This is a genomic window from Mesorhizobium sp. WSM4847, from assembly GCF_055811335.1.
In genome coordinates this window covers 200,630-216,389 of the sequence record NZ_JBVVPY010000013.1, presented here as the reverse complement: position 1 = coordinate 216,389, position 15,760 = coordinate 200,630, and the positions used below count along the sequence as shown (strand labels likewise).

18 protein-coding genes and 1 tRNA gene are annotated in these 15,760 nt (G+C 62.8%); 13 read left to right on the top strand and 6 right to left on the bottom strand.

Annotation, left to right across the window (positions count from 1 at the left end):
* The first annotated feature begins 539 nt into the window (after positions 1-539).
* Positions 540-1,148 carry a hypothetical protein gene (locus AC0L28_RS20460; RefSeq protein ID WP_128246128.1) on the top strand — a complete coding sequence of 203 codons (609 nt, stop codon included), beginning with the start codon at positions 540-542 and terminating at the stop codon, positions 1,146-1,148.
* Between the two features lie 100 nt (positions 1,149-1,248).
* Here AC0L28_RS20460 and AC0L28_RS20455 read toward each other — a convergent pair.
* Positions 1,249-1,333, bottom strand: a tRNA-Leu gene (locus tag AC0L28_RS20455).
* Positions 1,334-1,618: 285 nt separating this feature from the next.
* Between AC0L28_RS20455 and AC0L28_RS20450 the strand changes: the two genes are divergently transcribed.
* Together AC0L28_RS20450 and AC0L28_RS20445 are read left to right on the top strand one after the other, a co-directional pair.
* Positions 1,619-2,206 carry a YqaA family protein gene (locus tag AC0L28_RS20450; protein ID WP_091600122.1) on the top strand — a complete coding sequence of 196 codons (588 nt, stop codon included), beginning with the start codon at positions 1,619-1,621 and terminating at the stop codon, positions 2,204-2,206.
* An 86-nt stretch (positions 2,207-2,292) separates the two neighbouring features.
* The gene (locus tag AC0L28_RS20445; RefSeq protein WP_128246126.1) at positions 2,293-2,811 is read left to right on the top strand and encodes a disulfide bond formation protein B; all 519 of its coding nucleotides are present in this window, start codon (positions 2,293-2,295) and stop codon (positions 2,809-2,811) included.
* Between the two features lie 218 nt (positions 2,812-3,029).
* Here AC0L28_RS20445 and AC0L28_RS20440 read toward each other — a convergent pair whose 3' ends face one another.
* Together AC0L28_RS20440 and AC0L28_RS20435 are read right to left on the bottom strand one after the other, a co-directional pair.
* Complete coding sequence (locus AC0L28_RS20440) at positions 3,030-3,587, bottom strand: HNH endonuclease (RefSeq protein ID WP_023797250.1); 558 nt, start codon at positions 3,585-3,587, stop codon at positions 3,030-3,032.
* 229 nt (positions 3,588-3,816) lie between these two features.
* Positions 3,817-4,458 carry a DNA-3-methyladenine glycosylase family protein gene (locus AC0L28_RS20435; RefSeq protein ID WP_473479871.1) on the bottom strand — a complete coding sequence of 214 codons (642 nt, stop codon included), beginning with the start codon at positions 4,456-4,458 and terminating at the stop codon, positions 3,817-3,819.
* Between the two features lie 91 nt (positions 4,459-4,549).
* Between AC0L28_RS20435 and gluQRS the strand changes: the two genes are divergently transcribed.
* Positions 4,550-5,425, top strand: coding sequence for a tRNA glutamyl-Q(34) synthetase GluQRS (gluQRS, locus tag AC0L28_RS20430; protein WP_419694853.1), 876 nt, complete (start codon positions 4,550-4,552; stop codon positions 5,423-5,425).
* Between the two features lie 393 nt (positions 5,426-5,818).
* Entirely contained in the window at positions 5,819-6,694 is an 876-nt protein-coding gene (locus AC0L28_RS20425; RefSeq protein WP_473479867.1) for a DMT family transporter, read from the top strand.
* A 51-nt stretch (positions 6,695-6,745) separates the two neighbouring features.
* Here the strand turns inward: AC0L28_RS20425 and AC0L28_RS20420 are convergent, their stop codons facing one another.
* Positions 6,746-7,597: a YihY/virulence factor BrkB family protein gene (locus AC0L28_RS20420; protein WP_031254136.1), complete on the bottom strand. Its 852-nt coding sequence runs from the start codon at positions 7,595-7,597 to the stop codon at positions 6,746-6,748.
* Between the two features lie 57 nt (positions 7,598-7,654).
* Here AC0L28_RS20420 and AC0L28_RS20415 point away from each other — a divergent pair, with 57 nt between their 5' ends.
* The 7 genes from AC0L28_RS20415 to AC0L28_RS20385 all read left to right on the top strand — a co-directional run bounded on the left by AC0L28_RS20415 (position 7,655) and on the right by AC0L28_RS20385 (position 13,177).
* On the top strand, positions 7,655-8,521 hold the full coding sequence (locus AC0L28_RS20415) for an SDR family oxidoreductase (RefSeq protein ID WP_419694855.1): 867 nt from the start codon (positions 7,655-7,657) through the stop codon (positions 8,519-8,521).
* A gap of 23 nt (positions 8,522-8,544) precedes the next feature.
* Complete coding sequence (locus AC0L28_RS20410; RefSeq protein ID WP_473479864.1) at positions 8,545-8,736, top strand: twin transmembrane helix small protein; 192 nt, start codon at positions 8,545-8,547, stop codon at positions 8,734-8,736.
* Positions 8,737-8,764: 28 nt separating this feature from the next.
* Positions 8,765-9,346 carry a cob(I)yrinic acid a,c-diamide adenosyltransferase gene (locus AC0L28_RS20405; protein ID WP_027153365.1) on the top strand — a complete coding sequence of 194 codons (582 nt, stop codon included), beginning with the start codon at positions 8,765-8,767 and terminating at the stop codon, positions 9,344-9,346.
* 23 nt (positions 9,347-9,369) lie between these two features.
* Positions 9,370-10,164 (top strand): rhomboid family intramembrane serine protease, encoded by a 795-nt coding sequence (locus AC0L28_RS20400; RefSeq protein ID WP_128168702.1) that lies wholly within the window; start codon positions 9,370-9,372, stop codon positions 10,162-10,164.
* Positions 10,165-10,480: 316 nt separating this feature from the next.
* On the top strand, positions 10,481-11,230 hold the full coding sequence (locus AC0L28_RS20395) for an electron transfer flavoprotein subunit beta/FixA family protein (protein ID WP_023797241.1): 750 nt from the start codon (positions 10,481-10,483) through the stop codon (positions 11,228-11,230).
* A gap of 21 nt (positions 11,231-11,251) precedes the next feature.
* On the top strand, positions 11,252-12,181 hold the full coding sequence (locus tag AC0L28_RS20390; protein WP_287121924.1) for an electron transfer flavoprotein subunit alpha/FixB family protein: 930 nt from the start codon (positions 11,252-11,254) through the stop codon (positions 12,179-12,181).
* Positions 12,182-12,298: 117 nt separating this feature from the next.
* Positions 12,299-13,177, top strand: coding sequence for a 3-hydroxybutyryl-CoA dehydrogenase (locus tag AC0L28_RS20385; protein ID WP_023797239.1), 879 nt, complete (start codon positions 12,299-12,301; stop codon positions 13,175-13,177).
* A gap of 111 nt (positions 13,178-13,288) precedes the next feature.
* Here the strand turns inward: AC0L28_RS20385 and AC0L28_RS20380 are convergent, their stop codons facing one another.
* Positions 13,289-13,927 (bottom strand): NrsF family protein, encoded by a 639-nt coding sequence (locus tag AC0L28_RS20380; protein ID WP_473479859.1) that lies wholly within the window; start codon positions 13,925-13,927, stop codon positions 13,289-13,291.
* Between the two features lies 1 nt (position 13,928).
* On the bottom strand, positions 13,929-14,480 hold the full coding sequence (locus tag AC0L28_RS20375; protein ID WP_473479856.1) for a sigma-70 family RNA polymerase sigma factor: 552 nt from the start codon (positions 14,478-14,480) through the stop codon (positions 13,929-13,931).
* 208 nt (positions 14,481-14,688) lie between these two features.
* Here AC0L28_RS20375 and AC0L28_RS20370 point away from each other — a divergent pair, with 208 nt between their 5' ends.
* Positions 14,689-15,696, top strand: coding sequence for an iron ABC transporter substrate-binding protein (locus AC0L28_RS20370; protein WP_473479853.1), 1,008 nt, complete (start codon positions 14,689-14,691; stop codon positions 15,694-15,696).
* The last annotated feature ends 64 nt before the right edge of the window (positions 15,697-15,760 follow it).

Genomic DNA, 15,760 nt, shown 5'->3' with positions numbered 1-15,760 from the left:
CGCAGCGGGTGATCCGGTCATGACCCGGGTCACCCGCCAACCCGATCATGCATGATTCTAGAGACACAAGGGGTGCTCCAGTGGCACCCACAGCGCTCCGTCCAGCAACCGTCTTGGCGCTGCGCGCCAATCCACCGCCCGGGGCGAGTCACGGGCCTCGCCCGCCCTTCGGGCCCCACAAGGGGAGAAGGCAGAGAGGGGCAGCGACGGCTGATGGTCGCGGCGCATCATCCAGGACCATCGCCTGGTCTACCGCGCCGCCGCGTCGCTTCGCTCCTTGCTCCGGCCTGGGAATGACGAAGGCGCAGGGGGCTTACGCTAATCACCAGCGCTGGAAATTGGCAGCTGCAGGCCGGCGGCAGCGACCGTCCACAGTCCCTTTCAGACTCAGTCGAAGAACTGTGTCTAAGGCCTAGGTCATCAGGGTTAATTCTCCCAACCAGCGGAAAGGATTAGCATCGGCGACAATCTCGGCCGCGCAACCAGCATCATTGCCGCCTCGGTGCTGCACGGCCAGAACAAAAATCTGGGAGGAATGCATGACGAAAACAATTCACTTCAGGCGTCGCAGTATTCTCGCTTTGACCGGCCTCATCGGCGCCTGCCTGACTGCGGCCGCGGGTCAGGCCGCCGAGCCCGGCAAGGTCGAGATCGATGCCCTGAAACAATCGCTTTCGAAGTACGAAGACTACAAGGCCGCCATTCGCGACCTCTACCTGTCGACGGTCGGATGCGTTTATTACAGCGGCGAAAAAGTGGCTGGAGCTATGGATTACCCGAAGGGCGCGATGGGCATTCATTTCGTCAACGTCGCGAGCGTCAGCCCGACACCAGATCCGGCGCGCCCCAATGTCCTTATCTATGAGCCGGTCGACGGCGGCTTGCGCCTGGTTGCCGTGGAATGGCTTGTTCCGCTGACGCCCGACACCAAGGAGCCGCCGAAACTGTTTGGACAGACGTTCCAGGGGCCGATGGAGGGGCATTATCCGCTTATTCCGGTGGAGTTCTACCATTACGATCTTCACGTCTGGCTGTTCAAAGACAACCCACTTGGAATGTTCAGCCCGACGAACCCCGACGTGAAATGCGACAATTACGCGTTTCCGATGCCGGAGCAGCCGACCAAGATGGTGCCGGGGCCGATGTAATGGCGACTTAGTCTACGCAATGGCCCGGCCTCAATTGGGGTATCCCAGGTGCGCCTGGGATAACCTCCCACCGAGCTTTCAAGGTGTCTCGGGTAGAAAATGGTGCCCCTAGCCGGGATCGAACCAGCACTCCTTGCGGAACTCGATTTTGAGTCGAGCGCGTCTACCAATTCCGCCATAGGGGCTCAGGCCGGGCGGCCTGGATGGGCGCGGACTATACGGTTGGAGGCCTGTTCGTCAACTGGCCAATTCGGGGTGGCCAATTCCGGGCATGTGGCTTTCGCTCGGCCGCGGCCTTTCGATTTCGTGAGCTACGGCCATTGTGCGGCGCGAAAAATCTTTCTAGACAGGCAGCGCATTGAAGCGCGTCGCGTCTGGAGAGATTCATCTGGCGCGCTTTGGTCTTGGTTTTTATGCATTGTTGTCCCAAAGGCGCTGCGCATTTTGGGCGACGTGCATCAGGAGTGCCGATGCTTCGCGGACTTTACGACTGGACCTTGTCGCTGGCGGCGAAGAAATCCGCCGAATGGTGGCTGGCCTTCATCGCTTTCGTCGAAAGCTCGGTGTTTCTGGTGCCGGCCGATGTGCTCTATCTGCCTATGGCGCTGTCGCGGCCGGATCGCGCCTATCGCTACGCGCTGGTCGCCACGCTGGCCTCCGTTCTGGGTGGCATAGCCGGCTGGTACATCGGCCACTACGCCTATGACTCGGTGGCGCGGCCGATCCTTGAATTCTACGGCAAGTATGACGACTTCGAGACACTGCGCGTCTCGGCGGGCACCGGATTCATCGTCCTGATGCTGATCACCTCCGGCCTCGCCCATCTGCCGCCGATCAAGGTGGTGACGATCCTGTCCGGCGTCATCGGCACGCCTTTGCTGCTGTTCATCGTGCTGGCGATCGTGGCGCGCGGCGCCCGCTTCCTGTTCCTCGCCTGGCTGCTGCGCCGCTATGGCGAACCGATCCGCGAGTTCATCGAAAAACGCCTCGGCATGATCGCCGGCGCTGGCGCCGCTGCCCTGATTTCGCTCTATATCGTCGTCAAATACGCGTTTTAGAGCATGCCGAACCGAAGGTCAGCGTAGCAAAAAGTGGGCGCCGGCTTTCGGAAAAGATGCTCAACAACAAGGCGAACGGCAGATCGATGACAGCGACCGTGAATGCCGACCCTGGACGCCAGCGCATGCGGACGGCGTTGTTCCTCGCCGCCGCCATGACCGCCACCGTCGGCTCAGCGCTGGCCTTCCAGCATCTCGGCGGCTACATCCCCTGCAAGCTCTGCCTGGAGCAACGCACCCCCTATTACATCGGCGTGCCGCTGATGCTGCTGGCGGCGGCTGCGTCGACATTGCGCGCCCCCGCGTGGCTGACACGCGGCCTGCTGGCCGTCGGCGGCCTGCTGATGGTCTACGGCGTCTATCTCGGCGTCTATCACTCCGGTGTCGAATGGGCGTGGTGGCCGGGGCCGACCGACTGTGCAGCGGCTGCCGGTCCGGTCGATACCGGCGGCAAGGGCGTGCTCGATGCGCTCGACAGATTCGTCCCGCCCTCCTGCGACAAGGCGGCCGTGCGCATCCTTGGCCTGTCGCTGGCCGGCTGGAACGCCATCGCCAGCTTCGTCCTGGCCGTCATCGCCTTCCGCGGCGCCTTTGCCCGCGACTGAGCGCTTCACCCTTTTGGGCCGACGCGAGATCATTCAAGAATTCGGCAGGCTGAGTCGTATGAAGTGATTTTCGAGAACCGGAGCGGAGCGTACTTCCCGCATGTCCCGGAAAAGTGGTCCCGTTTTTCCGACAAGGACATGCGGCAACGAAACTACGTGAGCACCGGAAACGCAGAAAGCTTCGTCAGGCGACCGGCATGGCGGATTTCTGCCGAACTCTATGGCTCCAGTTCGACATCCCAGTAGAGATAATCCATCCAGCTTTCATGCAGATGGTTGGGCGGGAACAAGCGGCCATTGTTGTGCAGGTCGTGCACCGTCGGCTGAAAAGGTTTCTGCAGCGGCCACATCTTGGCGTGCGCCGGCATCATGCCGCCCTTCCTCAGATTGCAGGGCGAGCAGGCGGCGACGACATTCTCCCACGTCGTTGCGCCGCCGCGATGGCGGGGAACGACATGGTCGAAGGTCAGATCCTCCGGCGTGCCGCAATACTGGCACTGGAAACGGTCGCGCAGGAAGACGTTGAATCGGGTGAAGGCCGGATGCCGCGATGGCTTCACATAAGCTTTCAGGCTGACGACGCTCGGCAGCTTCATCGAGAAGGTCGGCGACGACACCGCGTGCTCGTATTCGGCGACGATGTTGACCCGCTCGAGGAACACCGCCTTGATGGCGTCCTGCCACGACCAGAGCGACAGGGGGTAATAGCTGAGCGGACGGTAATCCGCGTTCAGCACCAGTGCTGGAAGCCCATCCGGAGATACGGCAACCGTCACGTCATTGACCTCCTTGGTTCAGCGCATGACCCCGAAATCGGTTCGATTTTCGGAAGGGATCATGCGCAGCTTCAAAAAGTCCTACAGCGTCCTTTGCGCATCCAACTGGATGCGCGGCGCTGTAGCCTGTCGCCGCGGATACTGTAAGCCCGACATGACAGGGATGTGAAGCGGCTTGTCGATCAATCGCAGCGCTAAAAATGCATGATTTTCATGCTTTTTTACGGATTCAGCCAGGCGGCGCGGCGTCCCTGCCCCGGGTTTCACGATAATACGCCCAAAAAAGCCGTGATGCGACACCGCGCCACGGGCTCCATGATTCGGCGAGCTTGATCAGCGTTTTCTCGGGCGGGCGCGGGTCGATGCCGAGCGCGTGGCCCACCGCGCTCTGTAGGGCAACGTCGCGTGCCGGGAAGACGTCGGGGTGGCCGGCGGCGAACAGAAGATAGACTTCCGCCGTCCACGGACCGATGCCTGACACCTTGGTCATCGCCGCGATCGCCTCCGCGGCGTCGAGCAAACAGAGATGATCAAGGTCGAGCCCATCGACCACCGCCTGGGCGACGGCGATCAGCCCGCGCTGTTTCGGCCGCGACAGTCCGGCTTCGCGAAAGATGGCTTCGTCAGCGGCAAGGATGGCTTGCGGCGTCAGCGGATCGACGAGTTTTGTCAGCCGCCCGAAGATCGCGTCGGCGCTGGCGCGGGATACCTGCTGCGAGACGATGATCGAGGCAAGGCTTCTGAACCCCGGCTCGGACAGCCGAAGCGGCACCTCGCCGGCCATGCCGCGCACCTTTGCCAGGCGCGGGTCGAGCAGGCAGAGCGCGTCGAGCCCTTGCGAGACGTCGTCGAGCGTGGCGATGCGTTGCATGTCTGCTTGTTCCCGGCGCAAAGTGGCAGATGTAATCAGGCGCAAAGTAGCAACTGGCGAAAGCGCCGCACAACCCGATTGCCGCCGAACGATGACACTCCTGACATTCCGCTTCGCGCCGAGCCCGAATGGCGAACTGCATCTCGGCCATGCCTATTCGGCGCTGCTCAATCAAAAGTTGGCCAGCGCAACCGGCGGGCGGCTGTTGCTGCGCATCGAGGACATCGACACGACGCGCTGCACGCCGGAATTCGAGGCCGGCATTTTTCGCGACCTGGAATGGCTCGGGCTTGGCTGGGAACAACCGGTGCGCCGTCAGTCCGAACATTTTTCGGACTATCAGACGGTGCTCGATCGGCTGATCAGCGAGGAACTCGTCTACCCGGCCTTCATGAGCCGTGGCGAAATCCGCGCCTTCATTGCCGACCGCGAAAGGCGCGGCCGCGACTGGCAGCGCGACCCGGACGGGGTGCCGCTCTATCCCGCCGTCGACAAGGCGTTGACTATGAGGGAACGCCAGCGACGGATGGCCGAGAATGCGCCTTTCGCCTGGCGGCTCGACGTCGATGCTGCGATGGCGCGCGTCGGCACGGGTCTGTCATGGCTGGAATTTTCCGATGAAAGCCTTTCCACGACACGCACGATAGAAGCCCGCCCGCAGGACTGGGGCGACGTGATCGTGGCGCGCCGTGAAATCCCGACAAGCTATCATCTCGCCGTCGTCGTCGACGACGCGCTGCAGGGCATCAGCCACGTCGTGCGCGGCCAGGACCTCTATTCCGCCACCGGCGTGCAGCGCCTGCTCCAGGAGATCCTCGGCCTGCCGCAACCAAGCTACTTCCACCATCGTCTGGTCCTGGGCCCGGACGGACGAAAGCTGTCGAAGAGTTTTGCCGATACCGGCCTTGCCGCCTTGCGCGAGGCCGGCGCATCACCGGAAGACGTCCGGCGGTTGGTTGGGATTTAAATCAATTCCGTTACCTCAGAGCGTCACGAAGGTGCAGAACCTTTGATGGCGGAGCGAGGCGCCCCCCTCTGTCCTGCCGGACATCTCCCCCACAAGGGGGGAGATCGCCGTCACCACCGCCTTGCCGAACCGCCACCGGCGCGGGAGCGAGCGGTACGCCAAAGCTGCCAATCTCCCCCCAAGTGGGGGAGATGTCCGGCAGGACAGAGGGGGGCGCTGTCCCTCCGCTATCAAAGGTTCTGCACCGCAGCAGCGTTTTTGATCCTCCCTGATCCAGAGCGCATCCTTCATTCGAGCCTATGGATCAACCGTTTGGTTTTGCTAGCCGGGTTGAACCGCATTACAGCGGTCCCGTACAAAACCCCTCACCGAGCACGCGGCAGCCTTTCAAAAATGCACAGCATCAAGCGGTTCATCCCCGCCTCTTTCGTCGTCCTGTGGGCGACCGGCTTCATCGGCGCGCGTTATGCCATGCCGTGGGCCGAGCCTTTCACCTTCCTGGCCGCTCGTTTCGTGCTGGCCGCCGTGCTGTTGGCCGCCTTGATGGCAGCACTCGGCTCCAGGCGAGCGACGCGCAAGGAGGCGTTTCACGCGACCGGCGCCGGCATCCTGATGCATGGGGTCTATCTCGGCGGCGTGTTCTGGGCCATCCACAGGGGCATGCCGGCCGGGTTATCGGCCTTGATCGTCGGGCTGCAGCCGCTGATCACCGCGGTGATGGCCGGCCGGTTTCTCGGCGAGGCGATCCTGCCGCGCCATTGGGCCGGCCTCACTGTCGGGCTTGCCGGCGTGGTCATCGTGCTTTGGCCGAACCTCGGGACGCTTGGCGGCGACGTGACGGCCGAGACGCTGGCCGCCTCGCTTGTCTCGGTGCTTGGCATGAGCGCCGGCACGATCTGGCAGAAGCGCTTCGCCTCCGGCGGCGATCTCGTGGCGGCCACCACTTGGCAATATGTCGGCGGTGCATCGGTGATGGCTTTGGCCTCGCTCGCTTTCGAGACGCGAACCGTCATCGTCAATGGCGAGTTGATCTTCGCCATGGCATGGCTGGTGTTGGTGCTGTCGATCGGCGCCATCTTCCTGTTGATGGTAATGATCCGCGACGGCGAGATGTCGAAAGTCGCTTCGCTGTTCTATCTGGTCCCGGCCGTCACCGCGGTCATCGCCTGGCTGTTGTTCGGCGAACAGTTGAACCTGGTCCAGATCGTCGGCATGGCGATCGCGACGCTCGGCGTCGGGCTGGCAACCGCTCAGCCAACCAAAGCATGATCCCAAAAAGTGGGAACCGATTTTCGGAAAAGATCATGCTGAAAACAAGAATCAGCCAACGCGCGCGCGTGCCTCCAGATAGCGGCTGATCGCGGCATTGAGTTCACCGCCGAGAATGAAGATCGCCGAGACCATATAGAGGAAGACGACCGCGACCATGATCGACGCAAGGCCGGCATAGGTCGTCACATAGGACGAGAAACGGTCGAGATAGGCGGCGAAGATGGTCGACCCGATAAGCCAGGCAATCAGCGTGAAGATGATGCCCGGTATGATCGAGACGAAGCGGCGCTTGCCCGCAGGCAGCCAGTAATGCACCGCGAACAGCCCGCCGACGATGACGACCGAGGCGATGATGTAACGCCACAGCGTGATCGTTCCCATATAGGGTTTTACCCATTCGAAATTGGCCTCGGCCAGCCGCGCCAGCAACGGCGCAAACACCAGAAGCACGCTGATCGCCAGAAAACCTGCCGTGGCGATCAGCACGAAGGCGATACTCTGTACCCGGCGGTAGATGATGCCGCGCGTTTCGGAAACGCGGTAGGCGCGGTTGAGCGAGGTGCGCAGCGCCTCGATGCCGTTCGAGGCGAAGAAGGCGGCAAGCAGCACGCCATAGGTCAACAGGTCGGTGCGCTGCACGGTGAGCACGTTGAGCACCTCGCGCGCGATCGGCTCGGCGATCTGCTCGGGCCAGGTGTCGAAGACGATATGCACGGCGGTGTCGGCAAAAGCCTGTGCGCCGAGGAAGCTGGCCAGCGTCGTGGCGAAAATCAGAAAAGGGAACAGCGCCATCAGCGCCGTGATCGCCAGATGACTGGCCATCGCCCAGCCATCGTCTGCATCGAAATGGCCGAACGCGTCATAGAGCACGCGCTTGAGGGCTACGATCTTCCGCAACAAGAACCGCGTTCCCTTCGATTGTCTCGACGCCGCGAATATGGGAAGGGATTGCGGCAAATGGCAAGCCTAGGTCAAAACACGCTTCCTCCTGGAGAAGAGTTGCGCACCATCATCATCACCGGAGCTTCTTCCGGGATAGGCGCCTATTGCACCCGGGCGCTGAAGGCGGAAGGCTGGCGGGTGTTCGCGACGGCACGCAAGCCGGAGGACATCGCCGCCCTCGAGGCCGACGGCATCGAGGCTTTCTATCTGGATTATTGCGAACCGGGATCCATCGAGACGCTGGTGGCGTCGGTACTGGAGCGTACCGGCGGACGGCTCGATGCCCTGTTCAACAACGGCGCCTACGCCCAGCCCGGCGCCGTCGAGGACCTGCCGGTCGCGGCGCTCAGGGAGCAATTCGAGGCGAATGTCTTCGGCTGGCATGACCTCACCCGCCGTGTCGTGCCGGTGATGCGGCGCCAGGGCCATGGCCGTCTTGTCCACTGCTCCTCGATCCTCGGCCTGGCGCCGCTGCCCTTTCGCGGCGCCTATTCGGCATCGAAGCACGCGATCGAAGGGCTGATGCTGTGCATGCATCAGGAACTCCAGGGCAGCGGCATCCATGTCTCGCTGATCGAGCCGGGGCCAGTGACATCGAAGATCGCCAGCAACGGCCTTGTGTGGTTTCTCAGGAATATCGACCGTGAGAATTCCGTGCACCGCCTCGCTTACGAGGCGCAGCTGCAACGGCTGCAGGCCGGCGGCAGCACGTCACGGCTGAAGCCCGGGCCGGCGGTGGTTCATGCGGCCTTGCGCCATGCGCTTCTGTCGCGGCGCCCGCGTCCGCATTATGTGGTAACGGTGCCGGCCAGGATCGGCGTTGTCCTCAAACGCATCCTGCCGGCATCAATGCTCTACCGCCTGCTTGCCAAACGCGCCTGAACGCAATCGACTGGAAACACTCTATGGCAACCGTCTTCAACATCCTCGCTGTTCTCGTCATGGTCGCCGTGGTGATCGTGCTGATCCGCGGCCTCATCAATATGATGCGCGGCGGCTCCGGCATGACCTCCAACAAGCTGATGCAGACGCGCGTGCTGCTGCAGTTCGTGGCAGTGGTGCTGATCATGCTGGCGGTGTATTTCACCCGCAAGTGACGAGGGTGGCGATTTCGGGAGGCAGAGCGTGGTCAAGCTCAACAAGATCTACACCCGCACCGGCGACGACGGCACCACCGGCCTCGGCACCGGTGAACGGCGGCTGAAATCCGATCTGCGCATCGACGCCTATGGCACGATCGACGAAGCCAATGCCTGCATCGGCATGGCCCGCATCCACACCGCGGCAACACACCCGGCGATCGACGCGATGCTCGGCCGCATCCAGAACGACCTTTTCGACCTCGGCGCCGATCTGGCGGTGCCGGACGACGGCAAGCCGCTCGGCTATGAGCCGCTGCGCATCACCGCTGTGCAGACCGACCGCGTCGAAAAGGACATCGACCTGCTCAACAAGGATTTGCAGCCGCTCAAATCCTTCGTGCTCAACGGCGGCACGCCGGCGGCGGCGGCCCTTCACCTCGCCCGCACGGTGGCGCGGCGGGCCGAGCGCATCATGGTGGCTTTGACGCAAACCCCAGGCGAGCACGTCAGCCGCGAGGCGATAAGATACATCAACCGCGTATCGGACTTTCTGTTCGTCGCCGCACGCGCGGTCAATGACAATGGAAACGCCGATGTGCTATGGGTTCCCGGCAAAAACCGCTGAATCTGCCGAGGCGGAGGGGTCCGATGTTCATCCCGCTCTATGACACCAACCGGCTGCGCCACATCAAGCAGCAATATGTCACGATCGGCCTGATCGCGTTCAATACGCTCATCTACTTCGCCACCGCGCTTGGCGGCGAGCAGTTCACCAACGCGGCTGTGCTGGGGCTCGGCTTCATCCCGTCGGTCGTCCATGACAGCGCCGAACTGGCTCCGCAGTTTGTCGTGATCCCGGAGAGCCTGAGCTACGTCACCTATTCCTTCCTGCATGCCGATATTTTCCATCTCGGCGGCAACATGCTGTTCCTGTGGGTGTTCGGCGACAATGTCGAGGACGCGCTCGGTCATATCCGCTTTCTCGCCTTCTATCTGCTCTGCGCCATCGCCGGCGCCTTCTTCCAGGGCCTGATCGCGTGGGACTCGCAGGTTCCGCTGATCGGCGCCTCAGGCGCCATTGCCGGCGTGGTCGCCGCCTATCTGATCCTCTATCCCAGGGTAAAGGTATGGGTGCTGGCCTTCGCCCGCATTCCGCTGCGCATCCCGGCCTTCATCCCGCTCATCCTGTGGATCCTGTTCCAGATCGTGATGTTCGCCGCCGGTGGCGAGGATCAGATTTCCTGGGCCTGCCATGTCGGCGGCATCATCGCCGGGGCCGTGCTGGTGCTCGTCTTGCGCAACCGCGCCGTACCGCTGCTTGCCGGTGCGGATGAAGAGGCAGCGGTGGTCGCCGGCCAAATGCCTGTTGCCGCAGAGCCGGCGCCAGGCGAACCGCTGCCGGCGTCGCGCTGGGGACGGGGAACCGCCTCCAGTCCCGACTGAACCGATTTGAGTGCGGCGCGGATGATTTGGGCGCGTCCCGGATATTGACGTGCGGGGTCGCCGCAACTACGGAAGCGTTCCCACACCAATGCATGTCGCGCAAAACTGTGCAGCGGTTTTGCGATAACGGCATGCATGGAACACACAACCTGAAGCGCGTCGCGTGAGGTCGGCCACATACGACGCGCTTTAGACGGTCGGAGACCAGAATTCCGTCCGGAATGTCGGCTTTCGACAACTCTGAAGAGGCGCACACTGCTATAGCGCGCCCGACTATCTTGAAAGAGGTGGCTATCGTGAAAGAGGTGACAGGCAAATGAAGATCCTTGTGCCCGTGAAGCGGGTTGTGGATGCGAATGTCAAGGTTCGTGTGAAGGCTGACGGTTCGGCGGTGGAACTCGCCAACGTCAAGATGGCGATGAACCCGTTCGACGAGATCGCGGTCGAAGAGGCGATCCGGCTGAAGGAGGCCGGCAAGGCGGAGGAGATCATCGTTGTCTCGATCGGGCCGCAGCAGGCGCAGGAGACCTTGCGCACCGCGCTCGCCATGGGCGCCGACCGCGCCATCCTGGTCAAGACCGACGAGCAGACCGAGCCGCTGGGTGTCGCCAAGGTGCTGAAGGGCGTGGTCGAGGCGGAAAAGCCCGGTCTCGTCATTCTCGGCAAGCAGGCGATCGACGACGATTCGAACCAGACCGGCCAGATGCTGGCCGCACTTCTGGGCTGGGCGCAAGGCACTTTTGCCTCCAAGGTCGTTATCGATGGCGACAAGGCCAAGGTGACGCGCGAGGTCGATGGCGGCCTGCAGACGGTGGAGCTGAAGATGCCGGCGATTGTCACCGCGGATCTTCGCCTCAACCAGCCGCGCTATGCCTCGCTGCCCAACATCATGAAGGCCAAAAAGAAGCCGCTCGACGAGAAATCTCCCGCCGATTACGGCGCCGACGTCAAGCCGCGGCTGAAGGTAATCAAGACCGAGGAGCCGGGCGGCCGCAAGGCGGGCGTCAAGGTCAAGAGCGTCGCCGAACTGGTCGACAAGCTCAAGAACGAAGCCGGCGTGCTGTAGGGCTGGGAAGGGACAAAAAAGATGACAATTCTTCTGATTGCCGAACACGACAATGCGACGCTTTCCGACCAGACCGCCAAGGCGCTTTCGGCGGCACTGCAGATCGGCTCCGACGTGCATGTGCTGGTCGCCGGCAACGGCGCCAAGCCGGCAGCGGACGCCGCCGCCAAGCTCAAGGGCGTGAGCAAGGTGCTGCTTGCCGAAGCCGACGAGCTCACCGAGCGTCTCGCCGAACCGCTGGCGGCGCTCGTCGTCGGCATGGCCGATGCCTATGACACGATCGTCGCGCCGGCGACCTCCTCGGGCAAGAATGTCGCGCCGCGCGTGGCAGCCCTGCTCGATGTCGCGCAGGTGTCGGAGATCATCGAGATTGTCTCGCCCGACACCTTCAAGCGGCCGATCTATGCCGGCAACGCCATCCAGACGGTGCAGTCGAGCGACGCCAAGAAGGTGATCACCGTGCGCACCGCCTCCTTCCAGGCTGCACCCGAGGGCGGTTCAGCCCCGGTCGAGACGGTTCAGGCAGCAGTCAATCCTGGCCTGTCGAGCTTCGTCGAGAACAGGCTTTCCGAGACCGATCGTCCGGAATTGACTTCGGCCAGGATCATCATCTCGGGCGGCCGCGCGCTGGGCTCCTCGGAGAAGTTCCAGGAAGTCATCCTGCCGATCGCCGACAAGCTCGGCGCCGCCGTCGGCGCCTCTCGTGCCGCAGTCGATGCCGGCTACGCGCCGAACGACTGGCAGGTCGGCCAGACCGGCAAGGTGGTCGCACCCGATCTCTACATCGCCGTCGGCATCTCCGGCGCCATCCAGCATCTCGCCGGCATGAAGGATTCGAAGGTCATCGTCGCCATCAACAAGGACGAGGAAGCGCCGATCTTCCAGGTTGCCGACTACGGCCTCGTCGGCGACCTTTTCGTCATTCTGCCGGAACTGCAAAAGGCGCTTTGACGCCTTCTGCCAAAGCGTATTAAATTGTGAAGGGCGGGGTAGACGAAGTCGCCCCGCCCTTTTAGTTTGCACCGCACAAAAAGCAGGCCGCAAAGGCCAATTGACGGGATCGGTGTAATGAACAAGATCGAGACGATCGGCATCATCGGGGCGGGCCAGATGGGCGGCGGCATCGCCCATGTGTCCGCGCTGGCGGGCTACAAGGTGCTGGTTTACGACATCTCGCCCGAGCGCATCGAAAAGGGTATCGCCACGATCAGCGGCAACATGGCCCGCCAGGTCGGCTCCGGCAAGCTCGAGGAAAAGCTGCGCAACGAGGCGATGGCGCGCATTTCGTCAGCACCGACCATGGCCGACCTTGCCGGTGCCGATCTGGTGATCGAGGCAGCGACCGAGGACGAGACGGTCAAGCGCAAGATCTACGCCCAGCTCTGCCCGCAGCTCAATCCGGAAGCCATCCTGGCGACGAACACCTCGTCGATCTCGATCACACGTCTCGCCGCGCAGACCGACAGGCCGGAGCGTTTCATCGGCATCCATTTCATGAATCCGGTTCCGGTGATGAAGCTGGTCGAACTGGTGCGCGGCATCGCCACCGAGGACCAGACCTTCGAAGCGGCAAAGGCTTATGTGAACCATCTCGAGAAGACGATCACCGTCTCGGAGGATTTTCCGGCTTTCATCGTCAACCGCATCCTGCTGCCGATGATCAACGAGGCGATCTACACGCTCTATGAAGGGGTCGGCTCGGTCGACGCGATCGACACCGCCATGCGGCTCGGCGCCAACCATCCGATGGGACCGCTGCAGCTTGCCGATTTCATCGGCCTCGACACCTGCCTGTCGATCATGCAGGTGTTGCATGACGGCCTGTCGGATTCGAAATACCGGCCCTGCCCGCTGCTGGTGAAATATGTCGAGGCCGGCTGGCTCGGCCGCAAGACCGGACGCGGCTTCTACGACTATCGCGGCGAGCATCCGGTTCCGACGCGCTAAGGCATGCCATTGCAGGCGACAGCGGCCCCATGGCGCTCCTTCGTATACGAGTATACCGATATCCAGCCTCGCGCTGCTTTGCGGAAGTCGAACCCGTTTTCGGGGCCGCCACTACCAGCGCACCAAAAGCCGCCCGCCGAGCGCGCCGAGTGCGGCGAGGATGGCAATCGCGATCGTGTACCAGGTGGCGACGAAAAGCGGCGAGTCGTCGAAGCAGTGTGCGGCATAAAAAGTTGCCGCCAGCCCGCCGGCGAGCACGCCCGCCACGGTGCCGGCAAGCACCGGCCGCGTCGGCGCGCCATAGCGCAGCACCGCCAGGAAGACGGCAAGCGGACCGATGCCGATCAGCGGAATGAAGGTCAGGCAGATAACCATGTTGCTGCCGACCAGCCGCCGGCCCCAGTCTGCCGCAGGCACCGAAAGGAGTTCCAGACCCACCGCAACGGCCACCAGCAGCGGTGCAGAAATCATCCACGCGGCCACCCTGCCCGTCGTTGCACCGGGTGTCGACAGGGCGCGGATCAAGGCGAAGGCGCTGACCGCCAGAGCCATCGTGAACACGAACTTGGCAACGAAACGCGCCGTATAGATGGCGGTCGCGATGTCGGTGCGTGGGCCGACCGCCAGCCAGAACACCACCGCCGCGATCAGCGTAGCCGCACCGGCGCCTATCCACCAGGCCGAGCCAAGCGGCATCGCCGTGCTGCGGGTATCGGCGTCGAGCGCCTTGATGAGATCGTCGGTCCTCATGTCATTCCTGCTTGATCTGTTTGGCCCCGAACCGTTTGGCAATGGCGGCGAGCCCACGATGCAGCGACACGCGCACCGCCGTCTCGCTGATACCGAACCTCGCTGCCGTCTCGCCAATGGAACGGCCTTCGACCGACACCGACGAAACCACCGAACGCTGCGCCGGCGGCAGGCCGTCCAGGGCCCGGGTGATGTCGCGCCCGCTGACCGTTTCGGCCTCCGGTTCGGCGAAGGTCTCGGCGATCTCGTCGATCTCGATCTCGATGCGCCGCCCGCGCCGTCGAAAGGCATCGATCAGCTTGAAGCGCGCGATGGCGTAGACCCAGGGCAGCACAGGTAAATCCTGGCGCCAGGTATGCCGCTTCACATGAATAGCCAGCAAGGTTTCCTGCACGACATCCTCGGGATCGACCCCGCCCTGAACGATCTTGCGCCTGATGAAGCCGCGAACGAGGGCAGCCGTCCGGCGCAGAAAGTCGGCGTAGGCCCTTTCATCTCCCGCGATCGCGGCCCGCATCAGCCGGGAAAGCTCGGCCTCGTCCTTGCCGGTCACAAGAGTTCACTCCCCGATAATTCGCGCCTCGGCGCTGATTTGTTACGTGGCCGGCGAAATAATGTCCAAGCCAAAGTAAGGAATATCACGAAGGTTTCACCTCCGGCGCACGATTACGCAGCTCACCAATCTTGACTACCCCGATCAGGAATTGATAGTGCAGCCATGCTAAAATCAAAGACCATCGAGATCGAGCGGGATGACGTCCATGAAACATGCTCTTTCCGTCCTTGCCGGAGCCACAGCACTTGCAATCAGCCTGGTCGCCAGCCCGGTTATGGCCCAGGACAGCGGCATCGTCGTCTACAATGCCCAGCATGAGAGCCTGACCAATGCCTGGGTGGAAGGTTTCACCAAGGAAACCGGCATCAAGGTTACTGTTCGCCACGGCGGCGACAGCGATTTTTCCAACCAGATCGTTGCCGAAGGCGCAGCCTCGCCGGCCGACGTGTTCCTGACGGAAAACTCGCCCGCCATGGTGCTGGTCGAGTCATCAGGCCTGTTCGCGCCGGTCGACGCCGACACGCTGGCGCAGATTCCCAAGGAGTACCAGCCGGCCAGCGGCAAGTGGGTGGGCATCGCCGCGCGCAGCACCGTCTTTGCTTACAACAAGACCAAGCTGACTGCCGAGCAGTTGCCCAAGTCGCTGCTTGAACTCGCCGATCCGAGCTGGAAGGGACGCTGGGCCGCTTCGCCGTCCGGCGCCGATTTCCAGGCGATCGTCAGCGCGCTTTTGCAGCTCAAGGGTGAGACCGCAACGGCCGACTGGCTGAAGGCGATGAAGGAAAACTTCACCGCCTACAAAGGCAACAGCACGGTGATGAAGGCGGTCAATGCCGGCGAGGTCGATGGCGGCGTGATCTATCACTATTATTACTACGGCGACCAGGCCAAGACCGGCGAGAACAGCAAGAACGTCGGGCTGCACTATTTCAAGAACCAGGATCCGGGCGCCTTCGTCTCGGCTTCCGGCGGTGGCGTGCTGGCCTCCAGCAAGCACCCGAAGGAAGCCCAGGCCTTCCTGAAATGGGTGACCGGCAAGGGTGGTCAGGATGTGCTGAAAACCGGCAATTCCTTCGAATACGCGGTCGGCAAGGGCGCGCAGTCCAATCCGGCGCTGGTGCCGCTGGCCGATCTGCAGGCGCCGAAGGTCGACGCGACGACGCTGAACTCCAGGAAGGTGACCGACCTGATGACGGCAGCCGGCTTGCTTTAGTTCGCGTTCGTCCTAAAACGGCAGCCGACTGCGCTCCTGCGGGAATTCGCTTCCGCAGGAGCGC